Origin of the sequence: Pseudomonas sp. R19M (genome assembly GCF_050312585.1) — a bacterium.
Classification (GTDB): Bacteria; Pseudomonadota; Gammaproteobacteria; order Pseudomonadales; family Pseudomonadaceae; genus Aquipseudomonas; species Aquipseudomonas palleroniana.
Genome location: NZ_JBNPJV010000107.1, coordinates 57,799 through 74,238, shown reverse-complemented (window position 1 = coordinate 74,238; position 16,440 = coordinate 57,799). Strand labels below are relative to the sequence as shown.

The window sequence follows — 16,440 nt, the reverse complement described above, 5'->3', positions numbered from 1 at the left end:
TTTCCGATCCTCTCTGAAACCACAGGCGCTTGGCGCAGTTTGTGCTTTGACTTAGAGGTCAACAAATAACGACGCAAGATAGCGTCACAGGGAGCCGGCATGCTGGAAAAGCTGTTTCAACTCAAAGCACACAACACCAACGTGCGCACCGAGATTCTCGCGGGTATCACCACGTTCCTGGCGATGGCCTACATCCTGTTCGTGAACCCGAGCATCCTCGGCGAAACCGGCATGGACAAGGGCGCCGTGTTCGTCGCGACCTGCCTGGCGGCCGCCATCGGTTCGACCGTGATGGGCCTGATCGCCAACTACCCGATCGCCCTGGCACCGGGCATGGGCCTCAACGCCTTCTTTACCTACACCGTGGTGCTGCACATGGGCCACACCTGGCAGGTTGCCCTGGGTGCGGTATTCATTTCGGCAGTGCTGTTCTTCCTGCTGTCGATCTTCCGTATCCGTGAGTGGATCATCAACAGCATCCCGCTGCCGCTGCGCTCGGCGATTGCCGCCGGTATCGGCCTGTTCCTGGCGCTGATCGCCCTGCATAACGCCGGTATCGTGGTCAGCAACCCGGCCACCATGGTCGGCCTGGGCGACCTGAAACAACCGGCGCCGATCCTCGCCACCCTCGGTTTCGCGCTGATCGTGGCGCTGGAAGCCCTGGCCGTGCGCGGCGCGGTGCTGATCGGCATCCTGGCAGTGACCATCGTCTCCATCGTCATGGGCTTCACCCCGTTCGGCGGCGTGACCTCGATGCCACCCTCGCTGGCCCCGACCTTCCTGCAACTGGATATCAAAGGCGCGTTGGATATCGGCCTGGTCAGCGTGATCTTCGCGTTCCTGTTCGTCGACCTGTTCGACAACTCCGGCACCCTGATCGGCGTCGCCAAGCGCGCCGGGCTGATGGGCAAGGATGGCCACATGCCGAAAATGGGCCGTGCGCTGATCGCCGACAGCACCGCCGCCATGGCCGGTTCCCTGCTGGGCACCTCGACCACCACCAGCTACATCGAGTCCGCCGCAGGCGTAAGCGCCGGTGGCCGTACCGGCTTGACCGCCATCGTGGTGGCGATCCTGTTCCTGCTGGCGCTGTTCTTCTCGCCACTGGCCGCCAGCGTACCGGCCTTCGCCACCGCACCGGCGCTGCTGTTCGTGGCCGTGTTGATGACGTCGGGCCTGGCGGAAATCGACTGGGATGACATTACCGTGGCAGCACCGGTGGTGATCACCGCCCTGGCGATGCCTTTCACTTACTCCATCGCCAACGGCATCGCCTTCGGTTTCATCGCCTGGACCGCCATCAAGCTGCTTTCGGGCCGCTACCGTGAGCTGAACCCGGCACTGGTGATCCTGTCGATTCTGTTCGTGATCAAGCTGGGCTGGTTCAACGCATGACTTTTGACGCCGCACGCTACACCGCTCAACTGCAAGACAAGGTCACGCGCTTGCGTGACCTGCTGGCACCGTTCGACGCACCCGAGCCACAGGTCTTCGATTCGCCGCTGCAGAACTTCCGCCTGCGGGCGGAGTTCCGCCTGTGGCGCGAAGGTGGTGAACGCCACTACGCGATGTTCTCCCAGGACGACAAGCGCACGCCGATCCTGATCGAAGAGTTCCCCATCGCCAGCCACCGCATCAACCAGTTGATGCCGCAACTCAAGGCCGCCTGGCAAGCCAGCGCCGCCCTGAGCCACAAGCTGTTCCAGGTGGAGTTCCTCACCACACTGGCTGGCGACGCGATGATCACCCTGTGCTATCACCGCCCACTGGATGAGCATTGGCACACCGCCGCCAAACAGCTGGCCGCCGACTTGAATGTCAGCATCATCGGCCGCTCCAAGGGCAAGCGCGATGTGATCGGCCATGACTACGTGGTGGAAAAACTCGAAGTCGGCGGCCGTACCTTCAGCTATCGCCAACCCGAAGGCGCGTTCACCCAGCCCAACGGCACGGTGAACCAGAAGATGCTCAATTGGGCGTATGAAGCCTTGGGCGATCGCCCGGATGACTTGCTGGAACTGTACTGCGGCAACGGCAACTTCACCCTGCCGCTGGCCACCCGCGTGCGTAAGGTGCTGGCCACCGAGATCAGCAAAACCTCCGTGAACGCAGCGCTGGCCAACCTCGATGAAAACGCTGTGGATAACGTCACCCTGGTGCGCCTGTCTGCCGAAGAACTCACCGAGGCGCTCAATGAAGTGCGTCCGTTCCGTCGCTTGCAAGGTATAGACCTGAAGAGCTATGAATTCGGCAGCGTGTTCGTCGACCCGCCCCGCGCCGGCATGGACCCGGACACCTGCGAGCTGACCCGGCGCTTCGACAACATCCTGTACATCTCCTGCAACCCGGAGACCCTGGCCGCGAACATCGCGCAACTGCATGACACGCACCGCATTACCCGCTGTGCAATGTTTGACCAGTTCCCGTGGACGCACCATATGGAATCCGGCGTGTTGTTGACCCGACGCTGACCCGTACGCCGCCCGCATTCGGGCGGCGCACCTTCTGCAGCGACTGCCCTGGATTAATGGTTCGATAATCGAACACATGCCAACCCGGGTACACTGCCGTCGATTGACCAAATTAACCATTCAGTACATTTTACCTCCACAACGAACAATAATTGTGGAGACACCCCATGCCGCCCCTCATCCTGGTGCTCAACGGCCCCAATCTCAATCTGCTCGGCACCCGTGAGCCGGCCACCTACGGGCATGAAACCCTGGCCGACATCGCTGCCCTATGTGGCCGCAGCGCTGAACAACTGGGGTTGAAACTGGAGTTTCGCCAAACCAACCACGAAGGCGAACTGCTCGACTGGATCCACGGCGCCCGCGCCCGTTGCGCCGGGATCGTGATCAACCCGGCCGCCTGGACCCACACTTCAGTCGCGATTCGTGACGCACTGGTAGCCAGTGAAGTGCCGGTGATCGAAGTGCACTTATCCAATGTGCATGCGCGTGAGGCGTTTCGGCATCACTCCTTTGTATCGCCGGTCGCCACCGCAGTGCTGGCCGGCTTCGGCAGCCACGGCTACCACTTGGCCCTGAGCCACTTCAGCCAGTTGCTAAAAGGATCGACCCGATGAAACCGCGCATCCTCGCCGGCCTGATCGGCTCGGGCATCCAGGCTTCCCGCACCCCGGCGCTGCATGAGCAGGAAGGCGACGCCCAAGGCCTGCGTTACCTGTATCGCCTGATCGATCTTGCACCGTTGCACCTGGACATCAACGCCCTGCCCGACCTGCTGCGCGCCGCCGAGTTGATGCACTTCACAGGGCTGAACATTACCTACCCGTGCAAGCAGGCGATTCTGCCGTTGCTCGATGAACTCTCCGACGAAGCCCGAGGCATCGGCGCGGTCAACACCGTGGTATTCAAGGCCGGCAAGCGCATCGGCCACAACACCGACTGCCTGGGGTTTGCCGAAGGGTTTCGGCGCAACTTCAATGATGTCGCGCGCCAACGCGTGGTCCAGATGGGCGCCGGCGGTGCGGGAGCGGCCGTGGCCCACGCACTGTTGGCCGAAGGCGTACAGCACTTGAGTATTTTTGACGTGGAGATCAGCCGCGCCCGCGACCTTGTCGATAACCTTGCGCAGCGTTTCGGCAGCGGGCGTGCCCAGGTCGCCAGCCACTTGGAAAGCGCCATGGCCGAAGCCGATGGGTTGGTCAACACCACACCGATGGGCATGGACAAACTGCCGGGCACGCCGGTGCCGCCCGCGCTGTTGCGGGCTGAATTATGGGTCGCGGAAATTGTGTACTTCCCCCTGGAAACCGAACTGCTGCGCGACGCCCGCGCCTTGGGTTGCCGCACCCTGGATGGCGGCAACATGGCGGTGTTTCAGGCGGTGAAGGCGTTTGAGTTGTTCAGTGGCAAGGCGCCAGACGCCGACCGCATGTTGGCGCACTTCCAGAGCATGAATACCTGACCGGCAAAAAAATCCCAATGTGGGAGCGGCTTGCCCTAATGCCAGTCAGTTAAGCGATAGAGCGGACGATGGTTAACCTGTGGGAGGGGGCTTGCTCCCGATAGCGGCAAGTCAGTCGAAAAACTGCTGACTGGCACAACGCTATCGGGAGCAAGCCCCCTCCCACATGGGTCCTGTTTCAGCCTTAGGCCTGCAAGTAACGCATCACCGAATCACAAATCATCTCGCGGTGGCGCTGCTTGATCGCCTCGTCCGACAGCTCGATCTGAAAAATCTCACTGAACGTATGGCGGTTGGACACCCGGTAAAAGCTGAAAGAGTTGATCAGCAGGTGCACGTCCAACGGCTCCAGCCCCTCGCGGAACAGCCCCATCTCGGCCCCCCGACGCAAGGTGGCGCCCAGCGCTTCAAGGATGTTGCTGTTCATCGCCTTGATCGCATCCGAACGCTTCACGTATTCGGCGTTGTGGATATTCTCGATGCTGACGATACGCACGAAATCCACGTTCTGGTCGTGGTGATCAAAGGTGAACTCCACCAGGCGCCGGATCGCTTCACGGGGCTCCAGCGCGGTGAGGTTCATACGGGTTTCGGTATTACGGATGTCGCCGTAGAGCTTCTCCAGTACTTCGACGTAGAGCTGCTCCTTACTGCCGAAGTAGTAATAGATCATGCGTTTGGAAGTGTGGATGCGCTCGGCGATCGCATCCACGCGAGCGCCGGACAGGCCCTGTTGAACGAACTCGACGATGGCTTCCTGAAGGATGTTTTCGCGGGTCTTTTCCGGATTGTTCTTACGACTCTTGCGCGGTGCTTCGGAGGTCATGGTGCGCTCACGGCCAGTGTTATGCAGGCGGTGATTATGGGCCGCGCCGCCCGCCGAAGGAAGCACCCGACACGCCGTTATAAACGCGCCTGCCGCGCCGCGCCGCTACGGGATTTGGCCATCGCCGCAAGACGTACCGCCACGTTGGCCGCGCCATAGCCGGCGTAACCGTTCTTGCGCTGGATAATCTCGAAGAAAAACCGCCCTTCGAACGCCTCGGTGTACACATGAAACAACTCACCGCCCTGGGCGTCGCGGTCGTACAACACGTTGTAGTACGCCAACTCGCTGAGGAACTCATCGTCGAAATCGAACCGCGCCGCCAGGTCGTCATAGTAGTTGAGCGGGATATCCAGCAACGGCACACCCGCCGCCTTCGCCCGGCTGACCTCGGCGAAAATATCCGCGCAGTCGAACGCAATGTGGTGCACCCCCGAGCCTCGATAGCTCGATAGTGCGTGGGAAATGGCGGTGTTGCGGTTCTCGGAAATATTCAACGGCAGGCGGATCGAGCTGCAACGGCTGCGCAGCGCACGGCTTTTCACCAGGCCGTAAGGGTCGGGCAACACCACTTCGTCATCGGCCTCGAAATCCAGCAGGCTCTTGTAGAACAGCACCCAACTGTCGAGGCTGTCGGCCGGCAAGGCCATCGCCATATGGTCAATGCGCAGCAGGCCGCCGCTGGAAAGCGCTGCCGGCTGCAAGTTGAAATCAGTGTCGTACAAGTCGCCTTCGCTTGGGTCCACCAAGTAAATCAGGCTGCCATCCGGTGCGCGAACCGCGCCCAGTTCCAGCTCGTTGGGCCCCACCAATCCGCGATACGGCTGGCCTTTGTAGGCCACTGCCCGTGCCATCGCCTTGGCACTGTCCTTGACCCAAATCGCCGTGGCACACAACGATGGCCCATGGGCCTCGAAAAAATTGTGCGCGAAGGAATACGGCTCACAGTTGAGGATCAGGTTGATATCCCCCTGGCGCAACAGGCTCACACTCTTGGAACGGTGCTGCCCGGCCTTGACGAAGCCCAGGCGCTCCAGCCATTGAGTGAGCCTGGCCCCGAGGTTTTCATCCACGGCGAACTCCAGGAACTCGATGCCACCGTATTCGCTGGCGGCCGGGGTATCGAACAGGATATCGACGGGCTGGGCAGGCGCTTGCTGCTGGAGGCGTTCACGGGTTTTCTCTTCCAGGTACAGCAGCGAGCGCAAGCCGTCCGCCGCATTCGCCCGGGTGGGTGCCGCGCGGAAACCATCGTTGAAGATCTCCAGGGATAACGGCCCGGTGTAGCCGCTCTGGATGATCGGTGCGAGGAACCCCGCCAGGTCGAATTCGCCCTGCCCGGGGAAGCAACGGAAGTGCCGGCTCCACTCCAGCACATCCATGGCCAGGATCGGCGCGTCAGCCATTTGCACAAAGAAGATCTTGTCGCCGGGGATCTGCGCGATCGCGCTCGGGTCGCCCTTGAGCGACAAGGTGTGGAAGCTGTCGAGCAGCACGCCGAGGCTGGGGTGATCGACCTGGCGCACCAGGTTCCACACCTGCTGCCAGGTGTTGACATGCTTGCCCCAGGCCAGCGCTTCATAACCAATGCGCAGTCCACGGCGCCCGGCGTGTTCGGCCAGCAGGCTCAAGTCGTCGAGCAAAATGCGTTCATCGCCCACGCAATCTGCCGAAGCATTACTGCACACCAGCACCAGGTCGGTGCCCAGTTCCTGCATCAAGTCGAACTTGCGCTCGGCCCGTTCAAGGTTGCGCGCCAGGCGGTCGCGGCGGCAGCCTTCGAAGTCGCGGAAGGGCTGGAACAAGGTGATGGCAATGCCCAGGTCGGCACACATTTGCCTGACTTCCCGCGGGCTGCCGTCGTAATACAACAAGTCATTCTCGAAGATCTCGACCCCGTCAAACCCGGCGGCGGCAATGGCTTCAAGCTTTTCCGGCAGAGTACCGCTCAAGGAAACGGTGGCAATGGAACGTTGCATGGGGCGACTCCCGGCAATTGTTGTTTGTAGCAAATTATTCGCCCCCAGCCTACACGCAGCAATTAAAATGTACGAACCGGTTAGTTTTTGGTGCGATTATCGAACACTAAGCCCCTTTGGCGAATTGACGATTTTTTAACCGCTACGCACCATCGTTCTCGCAGCTACACCCGAAAAAGAAGCCCAGCACACACCATAACAATTTCAAAAACGGGTACCACCTCATGCCTTCGCAAAACTCCGTCCTGGCCGCGCGCCCGGGCAACCCGCACGCCGGCATCGGCGACAAGATCCGCGGCGCCCTGGCCGTGGGTAAAACCCGCTGGGGCATGCTGGCCCTGGTGTTCTTCGCCACCACACTGAACTACATCGACCGCGCCGCCCTGGGCGTGATGCAACCGATCCTGGCCAAGGAAATGAGCTGGACGGCGATGGACTACGCCAACATCAACTTCTGGTTCCAGGTGGGTTATGCCATCGGTTTTGTACTGCAAGGCCGGCTGATCGACCGCATCGGCGTCAAGCGCGTGTTCTTCTGCGCGGTCTTGCTGTGGAGCCTGGCCACCGGCGCCCACGGCCTGGCCACCTCGGCGCTCGGCTTTATGATCTGCCGTTTTATCCTCGGCATCACCGAAGCCGCCAACTATCCGGCCTGCGTCAAGACCACGCGCCTGTGGTTCCCGGCGGGTGAGCGCGCAGTCGCCACCGGCATCTTCAACGCCGGCACCAACGTCGGTGCGATGCTGACGCCGATGCTGCTGCCGTTGATCCTGCACGTGTGGGGCTGGCAGGCGGCGTTCCTGTGCATGTCGGCACTCGGCGGGATCTGGCTGGTGTGCTGGGGCCTGAAGTACTACAACCCGGAAGACCACCCCACCGTTAAACAATCCGAACTGGATTACGTACAGCAGGAACTCGAACCGGAACAACCTCGCGTCCCGTTCAGCCGCATCCTGCGCATGCGTGGTACCTGGGCCTTCGCCCTTGCCTACGCGATGACCGCACCAGTGTTCTGGTTCTACCTGTACTGGCTGCCGCCGTTCCTGAACCAGCAATACAACCTGGGCATCAACGTGACCCAGATGGGCATCCCGCTGATCATCATTTACCTGACTGCCGACTTCGGTAGTGTGGGCGGGGGCATTCTGTCGTCGTTCCTGATCGGCCGCGGGATGAACCCGATCAAGGCGCGGTTGCTGTCGATGCTGCTGTTTGCCTGCTGCATCATCGGGGTGATCATGGCGGCCGGTTCCAGCCAGCTGTGGGTCGCAGTGTTTGCCATTTCCCTGGCCATCGGCGCGCACCAGGCCTGGACCGCCAATATCTGGAGCCTGGTGATGGACTACACGCCCAAGCACATGATGAGCACGGTGTTCGGTTTCGGTGGCATGTGCGCGGCGATCGGCGGCATGTTCATGACCCAGATCGTCGGGCATATCCTCACGGTCACGAACAACAACTACACGGTGCTGTTCACCCTGATCCCGGCGATGTACTTCATTGCCCTGACCTGGATGTACTTCATGGCACCGCGCAGAATTCCTACCGTAGACGTCTGAGCTACCCCACGAGCTATCCCCCGAGCTCCCCCCGAGCTATCTGCGCCGCTGCTGCCAGGCAGCGGCCAACCCGCTCATGCAGATCACCCCGATCCCGACCACCGTGGTCAGGTCCGGGGTGTGATTGAACACCAGCCAGCCCAACAACCCTGCGAACACGATCTGGCAATAGCCGAACGGTGCCAGCAAGGCCGGCGCCGCGAAGCGGAACGCCTGGGTCAACAGCAGGTGCGCCGTCATCCCGCACGTACCCAGCGCCAGCATCAGCACTGCGTGCCATAGCGTGGGGATTTGCCAGAAGAACGGCACCATGGCACTCATCACCAGGGTATTGCACAGGCCGGCGAAGAAGTTGCTGGTGGTCGGTGTGTCGTATTGGCTGAGGATGCGCGTGAGCAGTTGGTAGAAGCAGAAAAACAGCGCCGAACACAGCGGCAACAACACCGCCGGGGTAAACAACTCGCCCCCCGGATGGATGATCACCAGCACCCCGACAAAACCGCAGATCACCGCCAGCCACTGGCCGCGCGTGACATGCTCGCCGAGCAGCGGCACGGACAGCGCCGTCACCAGAATCGGCGCGAGGAAGTTCACCGCCGTGGCTTCCGCCAGCGGGATGTAATGCAGCGCCGTGGTGAAAAACAGGCTGGTGCCTAGCAGGCACAAAGCGCGCACCACCTGCATCCCCGGCCGTTTGCTGCGCAATACCCGCAAGCCCGATTGCGGCAGGAAGATCCCGGCCATCAACAGGGTGTGCACCAGGTAACGCGCCCACACCACCATCACGATCGGATAGAACCCGGCCAGGTATTTGGACAAGGCGTCGTGGCTGGAAAACAGAAAGGTCGCCACCACAATCAGCAAAATGCCTTTGAAGGGACGGTTGACGCCGGAAAGGGGGGTGCTGACGGTCATTGAATTCTCTTGCATGGCGGGCTGAACGCTGAGCACTGAACACGGCAGCACTCAACCCGGTAATCTAGCAGTCGGGTCGGAGTCTGCCCCAAGAGCATAACCAAACACCGTGCGAACAGCGCACTAAATCACGGTATTCGAGTCCAACGCAGCACGTTTGCCCAAGGGCTGCACACTTTTTGATCAAGGCCATGTCGCTATGAAAAAAATACTCTTTGTTCTGCCTGCCCTTGCCCTGCTCACCGCCTGCAATAAAGAGCCAACGCCCGCGCCCAAACCCGCTCCCGCCTCGGTACAGGCCACGCTGGTACCGGCAACCCCGCCGACCGATAAATGGGTCGGCAAGTGGATCGGCGTCGAAGGCTTGAGCCTGACCATCGCCAAGGACGACAGCATCGGCCGTGGCCACTACCTGCTGACCATGAAATACGGCCTGGATAACGACGACGCCGGCACCTTCAAAGGGGAAGCCAACGAGGACGGCATTACCTTTACCCGTCCCGACGGTCCGCAGCAATTGAGCGCCGGCGACGGCGAGGCCACCGGCCTGAAATGGCTGGCGGATAAAAAGGACTGCTTGATTGTCGATACCGGCGAAGGTTATTGCCGCGATTAACGGCCATACTCTTTCCCAATTAATGTAAGACCGTTTACCGAGAGGATTGCCCCCATGCTATGGAAAAAAGGCCGACGCAGCGACAACGTGGTGGATGCCCGCGATGACAGTGGCGGCGGTGGTGGAGGCATGCGCTTTGGTGGCGGCAAGGGCCTGAGCCTCACGGCGATTGTGCTGATCGTCGGCATAGGCTGGCTGACCGGCCAGGACCCGCTGCAGATCCTCGGCCAGTTGACCGGCCAGATGGAACAAGCGCCCTCGGTGAGCACACAAACCCGCCAGGCACCGCCGGCCAACGACCAACAGGCTGATTTCGTGCGCGCCGTGCTGGGCGATACCGAAGACACCTGGGGCCAGGTGTTCAAGGAAAATGGCCTGGTCTACAAGAACCCCAAGCTGATTCTGTTCCGTGGCCGGGTCAACTCAGCGTGCGGTAGCGCCACCTCGGCCAGCGGCCCGTTCTACTGCCCGGCCGACCAACAGGTGTATCTGGACCTGGATTTCTTCCGGGAAATGTCGCAACGTTTCCAGGCTGCCGGCGAGTTCGCCCAGGCGTATGTGATCGCCCACGAAGTCGGGCACCATGTGCAAACACTGCTGGGCATCTCATCCAAGATCCAGGCCGCGCGCCAGCAAGGCCGGCAAATGCAAGGTGACGGCGGTTTGCTGGTACGCCAGGAGCTGCAGGCCGACTGCTTCGCCGGGGTGTGGGCCAACCGTGCGCAAAAACGCCTGAACTGGCTGGAGCCCGGCGACATTGAAGCCGCACTGAACGCCGCCAACGCCATTGGCGATGACCGTTTGCAGCAACAGGGTCAAGGGCGCGTCGTGCCGGACTCGTTTACCCACGGCACCTCGGCACAGCGCGTGCGCTGGTTCAAGACCGGCTTTACCGAGGGGCAGATCACTCAATGCGATACCTTCGCCGCCAAGAGCCTCTAAATGAACCAACGACTGGGTCTACTGCTGGGCTTGATGATCAGCTGTTCCGCCAACGCCTGGGCCGCCGAGAAAGCGCACGGCGTCAAAGTGGTCAGCCCCGAGCGTTTTCATCTGCAGGCGGGTGACCTGAGCCTGGGCCTGAGTCAGGACTGGCGCCAGCCGCTGCCCAACGTCACCCGTGCACTGATCATCGTGCACGGTCGCTTGCGCAATGCGCAGACCTACCTCAAAAGCGGCGAAGATGCCGCCGCACACGCAGGCGTTGCCAGCCATACCCTGGTGATCGCACCGCAGTTTCTCAATGAGCTGGATGTGCAACGCAATCACCTGGCTAAGCAGGTGCTGCGCTGGCACGGCAATGACTGGATGGCCGGCGAACTGTCGACCGGCCCGGGCCAACTCAGCTCCTACGGTGCGCTGGACCAGATCATCAAGCACCTGGGCAACCGCAAACTGTTCCCGGCGCTGAAAGAAATCGTGGTCGCCGGCCACTCCGGCGGCGGCCAAGTGGTGCAGCGTTTTGCCCTCACCGGCCATGATCACCCGCTGCTGCAAACCGAAGGCATCAGCCTGCGTTACGTGGTGGCGAACCCCTCGTCGTACGCCTATTTCAGCCCGCAGCGCCCAGTGAAGTTCGATGTGGCCAGTTGCCCAAGCTTCAACGAATGGAAGTACGGCATGCAGCACCTGCCCGCCTACGCAACAGGCCAGGGCGCCGAGCAGCTTGAGCAGGCTTATGTGTCACGCGACATCACCTACCTGCTGGGCCAGCAGGACACCGACCCGAACCACCCGGCCCTGGATAAAAGCTGCGAAGCCGAGACCCAGGGCGCGTACCGGCTGGTTCGTGGGCACAACTACTTTGACTACCTCAAGACGCGCCATCCGCAACTGAGCCATAAGCTGGTGGAAGTACCGGGCGTGGGCCATGACGGCGACAAGATGTTCACCTCGCCTGCGGGCGAGAAGGTGCTGTTTACCCAGTAAGCACTGAATAAACCAACTCAAAATGTGGGAGGGGGCTTGCTCCCGATGGACTGCGTAGCAGGCCCATTTTTGAGGCCGCTGCGCGGCCTATCGGGAGCAAGCCCCCTCCCACAGGTTATCCATCGTCCGCTCTATCTCTTAACTGACAGGCATTAGGGCTTGCCCCCTCCCACACTTCGCTTTTTCAGTGGCTGGCCTGGATCATCTGGTGCAATGCCACACAGTCTGCGGCATGCCAATCCGCCAACGCTGGCCACGGGTTCTCCGGCAAGTTCACCAACACCGTCCGGGCTCCCGCCGCCCGGCCGCAATCCAGATCAAAGCGGTAATCCCCCACCATCACCATCCGGCCCGGCGAAACATCCCAGGCCGCCGCCAGCTTCAGCAAGCCGCCCGGGTCTGGCTTGGGCGGCGCATCATCACGGCCTAATACATCCTCGGCGGCAAAGCAGTCCGCCAAGCCAATCGCCGCCAGGGTGATATGCGCCAGCTCCCGCGCATTGCGGGTCAGGATGCCCAGGCGATAACCGCGCCCGGCCAGCTCGCGCACCAGCTCCACCGCGCCTGGCGCGGCAACCGAGCCCACCGCCAACTCGCGCTCATGCTCCAGCAACCAGGCATGCTTGGCCGCTGCCACATCGGCCGGCAACGCCGCCAGGTGGGTGAGGATGTCGTCCTCCGGCGGAATGTCCAGGGCCACGCGAATGGCCGCAAAATCATGCACGGCCACCGTGAGGGTGCCGTCCATGTCAAAGACCCAATGTTGGATATGCGCCAGGCTCATGCCCAATCCTTGCGATGACGAATCAAGCCTTCCTGGGTCACCGAGGCCACCAGCTGCCCGGCGCGGTTGTACACGCTGCCACGGGAGAAACCACGGGAGTTGCCCGCCCATGGGCTGTCCATGGCGTAAAGCAGCCAGTCATCGGCACGCAGGTCCGCGTGGAACCACAGCGCATGATCGAGGCTGGCTACCTGCATATCTTTCTGCCACACGGTCTTGCCGTGGGGCAGCAGCGAGGTGGTCAGCAGACCGAAGTCCGAGGCGTAGGCCAGCAGGTATTTATGCAGCGCCGGCAAGTCGGCCAGGGCGCCGTCGGCACGAAACCATACGTACTTGACCGGGTCGGACGGCTGCGGGTTGAACGGGTCTTTCTCGGTCACCGGGCGCACTTCGATCGGCTTGGGGCACAGCAGCTTGTCGCGCATGTGCTCGGGGATCAGGTGGGCGCGTTGCTGGGTCAGTTCCAGCTCGGAGGGCAGGTTTTCCGGGCCGACCACCACAGGCATGGTGCTCTGGTGCGTAAAACCTTCCTCGTCATATTGGAACGAGGCGCTGCAGGTGAAGATCGGGTTGCCCTTCTGGATCGCGGTGACACGGCGCGTGCTGAAACTACCGCCGTCACGTACGCGGTCCACCGAGTACACCACCGGCAATGCGGCATCGCCCGGGCGCAGGAAATAGCCATGCAGGGAATGCACATGCCGCGCGTCTTCTACGGTCTGGCTGGCCGCCGACAGCGACTGGCCGAGCACCTGGCCGCCGAACAGTTGGCGAAACCCCAGGTCCTGGCTGCGGCCACGAAAGAGGTTTTCCTCGATCGGCTCCAGGGTCAGCAGGTCCACCAGATCTTCCAATACTTGGCTCATAGAGCAACTCCTACAATCTATGGGGCATTCCGGTCTGCTTATCCGTGCAGCGTGTCCAACCATTGGGCGCGGGTGATGCGATACAAAACATGATGGCGCAGCGGGTCATCGGCTGCGACCTTGGGGTGTTCAAAATCTGCCTGGGGATCGTAATGCATACCGATGGCCTGCATGACTTTTTGTGATGGCAGATTGGACTCAGTGGTGAAGGCCAGGATCTCATCCACCTGCAAACGATCGAAGCCGCAACGCAAGGCGGTCCACGCCGCCTCGCTGGCATAACCCAGGCCCCAGTGTTCGCGGGCCAGGCGCCAGCCAATCTCCACGGCCGGGGTAAAGTCGGCCTCGAAGTTGACATTCTGCAGCCCGGTCAAGCCGATAAACTCGCGAGTGTCCTTGCGCTGCAAGGCCCAAAAACCAAAGCCGTACTCGGCAAAGTGCCCGCGAATCCGCCCGATCAACGCAGCCGTTTCCAGGTGGCTCAATTTAGCCGGGAAATAGCGCATCACCTGCGGGTCGGCGCACATGCGCGCAAATTCCGGCAGGTCGCTGTCGCGCCATTGGCGCAGCACCAGGCGTGCGCTTTCCAATTCCAGTATCGGCTCCATGGGTCCCCTCCCTTGCCATGTGCGTGAGTGTACAACGCGGGTAAGATGCGTCGCAGGTTCCCGTCAGAAAATCCCATGCCCTTGCCATTGATCTATCACGATGACTACAGCCCCGAGTTCCCGGCGGACCATCGGTTCCCCATGGACAAATTCCGCCTGCTGCGCGACCACCTGGTCGACAGCGGCCTGACCGAAGACCGCCAACTGCTGCGCCCGCAACTGTGCCCACCCGAGATTCTGGCCCTGGCGCATGACCGTGGATATATCGAGCGCTATATGAGCGGCGAGTTGTCCCGTGAAGACCAGCGGCGCCTCGGCCTGCCCTGGAGCGAAGCCCTGGCCCGGCGCACCGTGCGGGCGGTCGGCGGCTCGCTACTGGCGGCGGAGCAGGCATTGGAACACGGCCTGGCCTGCCACTTGGCGGGCGGCACCCATCACGCCCATTACGATTACCCGGCGGGCTTTTGCATCTTCAACGACCTGGCGGTGATCAGCCATTACCTGCTGGCCAGCGGCCGGGTCAACCGCGTGCTGATCTTCGACTGCGACGTGCATCAGGGCGACGGCACCGCGCGTATCCTCCACGACACGCCGGAGGCGATCACGGTGTCGCTGCATTGCGAAAAGAACTTCCCGGCACGCAAGGCCCAAAGCGACTGGGACATCCCGCTGCCCATGGGCATGGGGGACGCCGACTACCTCAAAGTGGTGGACGACGCACTCAACTACCTGTTGCCGCTCTACCAGCCGGACCTGGTGCTGTACGACGCCGGCGTCGACGTGCACAAGGACGACGCCCTCGGCTACCTGAAGCTGACCGACGCAGGTGTCGCCGCCCGCGACGAAAGCGTGATGCGCCACTGCCTGGGCCGTGATATTGCGGTGATGGGCGTGATCGGCGGCGGTTACAGCAAAGACCGCCCCGCCCTGGCCCGTCGCCACGGCATCTTGCATCACAGCGCCCAGCGGGTGTGGGCGTCATCAGGTTGTCATTGAACCCTGGGCGTTACCCACAATGCCTGTGGAACCACCTGTGGATAACTTGAGCGTAAGCGTCTGAACGCTGCTTTACATAAGGCTTGTAGGAAGCTGTATGTTTTTTGATCAGGCGTTTGCGCTGTCGTCGGGTAGAATGCTCGGCCTATTCAAGCGACCGTAGCCCTGCCCCATGCCCGATACCCCTTCCCAACACGTCATCATTATCGGCGGCGGCCCTGCCGGGCTGATGGCCGCTGAAGTCTTGAGCCAGGCAGGCGTGCGGGTCGACCTCTACGACGGCATGCCGTCGGTGGGGCGCAAGTTCCTGCTGGCGGGTGTAGGCGGCATGAACATCACCCATTCGGAAGCGTACCCGGCGTTCCTGTCGCGCTATGCCGAACGCGCCCCACAAATGGCGCCATTGCTGCGCGCGTTTGGTGCCCAAGCGTTGTGCGAATGGATTCACGGCCTAGGCATACAGACCTTTGTCGGCACTTCGGGCCGCGTCTTTCCTACGGACATGAAGGCCGCCCCGCTGTTGCGCGCCTGGCTCAAGCGCTTGCGCGACCAGGGCGTGGTTATCCACACCCGCCATCGCTGGGTGGGTTGGGCCGCAGACGGCGGGCTGGTTATCCACAGCCCGGACGGCGAAAAAACTGTCCACAGCCCTGCCGTATTGTTGGCCCTCGGCGGCGGTAGCTGGTCGCGCCTGGGTTCCGACGGAGCCTGGCTTAAGCTGTTCGAAGATCAAGGCTTGCCGTACGCCCCTTTGCAGCCGAGCAATTGTGGTTTCGAGGTGTCGGCCTGGAGCGACTTGATGATCAGCAAATTCGCCGGTGCACCACTGAAAAACGTCGCCATCGGCCTAGCGGATGACAAGCCGCGGCTGGGGGAATGTGTGGTCACCGCCACGGGCATCGAGGGCAGCTTGATCTATGCGCTGTCGGCACCGATTCGCGAAGCGATCAATCGCGACGGTTCAGCCACCGTGCATATCGACCTGCTACCGAGCAAGCCGCTGGACAAGGTGCAAGCCGCCTTGGCCAAGCCCCGTGGCTCGCGTTCGATAAGCAAGCACTTGCACAGCCAGTTGGGTCTGGATGGGGTCAAGTCGGCCTTGTTGCGTGAGCTGACGCCAGCTGAACACTTCAATGATCCGACGCAGTTGGCGGTGGCGATCAAGGCACTGCCGTTGACACTGGTTAAAACCCGGCCAATCGATGAAGCGATCAGCACAGCGGGCGGCGTGCCGTTCGAGGCGTTGGATGAGCGCTTGATGCTCAAGCAGTTACCGGGGGTGTTCTGTGCGGGAGAGATGCTGGACTGGGAAGCACCGACGGGCGGGTACTTGCTGACGGGGTGTTTTGCCAGCGGCAAAGCGGCGGGGCATGGGATGCTGGAGTGGCTCAAGCGCTGAGATTTGTGGTGATTTTAATGCCGCCATCGG

General features: G+C 61.8%; 16 protein-coding genes. 10 read left to right on the top strand and 6 right to left on the bottom strand.

Going from position 1 to position 16,440, the window contains the following annotated elements; all coding sequences use genetic code 11:
• Window positions 1-99 precede the first annotated feature (99 nt).
• The 4 genes from ACQRBT_RS27540 (at window position 100) to ACQRBT_RS27525 (ending at window position 3,933) form a co-directional block, all read left to right on the top strand.
• The gene (locus ACQRBT_RS27540; RefSeq protein WP_034100857.1) at window positions 100-1,395 is read left to right on the top strand and encodes an NCS2 family permease; all 1,296 of its coding nucleotides are present in this window, start codon (window positions 100-102) and stop codon (window positions 1,393-1,395) included.
• Window positions 1,392-2,471 (top strand): tRNA (uridine(54)-C5)-methyltransferase TrmA, encoded by a 1,080-nt coding sequence (gene trmA / locus ACQRBT_RS27535; protein ID WP_090365700.1) that lies wholly within the window; start codon window positions 1,392-1,394, stop codon window positions 2,469-2,471. Before ACQRBT_RS27540 ends, trmA begins: the two co-directional genes overlap by 4 nt.
• A gap of 167 nt (window positions 2,472-2,638) precedes the next feature.
• A complete protein-coding gene (aroQ, locus tag ACQRBT_RS27530; RefSeq protein WP_060752326.1) occupies window positions 2,639-3,088 on the top strand; it encodes a type II 3-dehydroquinate dehydratase in 450 nt (149 codons plus the stop codon).
• Window positions 3,085-3,933 (top strand): shikimate dehydrogenase, encoded by an 849-nt coding sequence (locus ACQRBT_RS27525; protein WP_104996040.1) that lies wholly within the window; start codon window positions 3,085-3,087, stop codon window positions 3,931-3,933. Before aroQ ends, ACQRBT_RS27525 begins: the two co-directional genes overlap by 4 nt.
• 184 nt (window positions 3,934-4,117) lie before the next feature.
• On the opposite strand, the gene ACQRBT_RS27520 is transcribed toward ACQRBT_RS27525, so the two are convergent.
• A complete protein-coding gene (locus ACQRBT_RS27520) occupies window positions 4,118-4,759 on the bottom strand; it encodes a TetR/AcrR family transcriptional regulator (RefSeq protein ID WP_060752328.1) in 642 nt (213 codons plus the stop codon).
• 77 nt (window positions 4,760-4,836) lie between these two features.
• Window positions 4,837-6,738 (bottom strand): 3-dehydroshikimate dehydratase QuiC, encoded by a 1,902-nt coding sequence (gene quiC, locus ACQRBT_RS27515; protein ID WP_412047067.1) that lies wholly within the window; start codon window positions 6,736-6,738, stop codon window positions 4,837-4,839.
• A gap of 224 nt (window positions 6,739-6,962) precedes the next feature.
• Between quiC and ACQRBT_RS27510 the strand changes: the two genes are divergently transcribed.
• Window positions 6,963-8,297, top strand: a complete 1,335-nt coding sequence (locus ACQRBT_RS27510; RefSeq protein WP_161548411.1) for an MFS transporter — start codon at window positions 6,963-6,965, stop codon at window positions 8,295-8,297.
• Window positions 8,298-8,333: 36 nt separating this feature from the next.
• On the opposite strand, the gene ACQRBT_RS27505 is transcribed toward ACQRBT_RS27510, so the two are convergent.
• Window positions 8,334-9,212, bottom strand: coding sequence for a DMT family transporter (locus ACQRBT_RS27505; RefSeq protein ID WP_090365694.1), 879 nt, complete (start codon window positions 9,210-9,212; stop codon window positions 8,334-8,336).
• 199 nt (window positions 9,213-9,411) lie between these two features.
• On the opposite strand from ACQRBT_RS27505, the gene ACQRBT_RS27500 reads away from it, so the two are divergent.
• Genes ACQRBT_RS27500 through ACQRBT_RS27490 form a run of 3 tightly spaced genes read left to right on the top strand, consistent with a single transcriptional unit; the run spans window position 9,412 to window position 11,757 of the window.
• Window positions 9,412-9,828 (top strand): membrane lipoprotein lipid attachment site-containing protein, encoded by a 417-nt coding sequence (locus ACQRBT_RS27500; RefSeq protein ID WP_060752332.1) that lies wholly within the window; start codon window positions 9,412-9,414, stop codon window positions 9,826-9,828.
• Between the two features lie 54 nt (window positions 9,829-9,882).
• Window positions 9,883-10,770, top strand: a complete 888-nt coding sequence (gene ypfJ / locus ACQRBT_RS27495) for a KPN_02809 family neutral zinc metallopeptidase (RefSeq protein WP_060752333.1) — start codon at window positions 9,883-9,885, stop codon at window positions 10,768-10,770.
• A complete protein-coding gene (locus ACQRBT_RS27490) occupies window positions 10,771-11,757 on the top strand; it encodes an alpha/beta hydrolase (RefSeq protein WP_412047068.1) in 987 nt (328 codons plus the stop codon). It begins immediately after the preceding gene.
• 184 nt (window positions 11,758-11,941) lie between these two features.
• On the opposite strand, the gene ACQRBT_RS27485 is transcribed toward ACQRBT_RS27490, so the two are convergent.
• Genes ACQRBT_RS27485 through ACQRBT_RS27475 form a run of 3 tightly spaced genes read right to left on the bottom strand, consistent with a single transcriptional unit; the run spans window position 11,942 to window position 14,015 of the window.
• Window positions 11,942-12,541, bottom strand: coding sequence for an HAD family hydrolase (locus ACQRBT_RS27485; protein WP_412047069.1), 600 nt, complete (start codon window positions 12,539-12,541; stop codon window positions 11,942-11,944).
• Window positions 12,538-13,407, bottom strand: coding sequence for an acyl-CoA thioesterase II (tesB, locus tag ACQRBT_RS27480; protein ID WP_060752336.1), 870 nt, complete (start codon window positions 13,405-13,407; stop codon window positions 12,538-12,540). Before tesB ends, ACQRBT_RS27485 begins: the two co-directional genes overlap by 4 nt.
• Window positions 13,408-13,445: 38 nt before the next feature.
• Window positions 13,446-14,015 (bottom strand): GNAT family N-acetyltransferase, encoded by a 570-nt coding sequence (locus ACQRBT_RS27475; RefSeq protein WP_060752337.1) that lies wholly within the window; start codon window positions 14,013-14,015, stop codon window positions 13,446-13,448.
• Window positions 14,016-14,090: 75 nt separating this feature from the next.
• On the opposite strand from ACQRBT_RS27475, the gene ACQRBT_RS27470 reads away from it, so the two are divergent.
• Together ACQRBT_RS27470 and ACQRBT_RS27465 are read left to right on the top strand one after the other, a co-directional pair.
• Entirely contained in the window at window positions 14,091-15,011 is a 921-nt protein-coding gene (locus tag ACQRBT_RS27470) for a histone deacetylase family protein (protein ID WP_060752338.1), read from the top strand.
• A 172-nt stretch (window positions 15,012-15,183) separates the two neighbouring features.
• Window positions 15,184-16,410 carry a TIGR03862 family flavoprotein gene (locus ACQRBT_RS27465; protein WP_412047070.1) on the top strand — a complete coding sequence of 409 codons (1,227 nt, stop codon included), beginning with the start codon at window positions 15,184-15,186 and terminating at the stop codon, window positions 16,408-16,410.
• The last annotated feature ends 30 nt before the right edge of the window (window positions 16,411-16,440 follow it).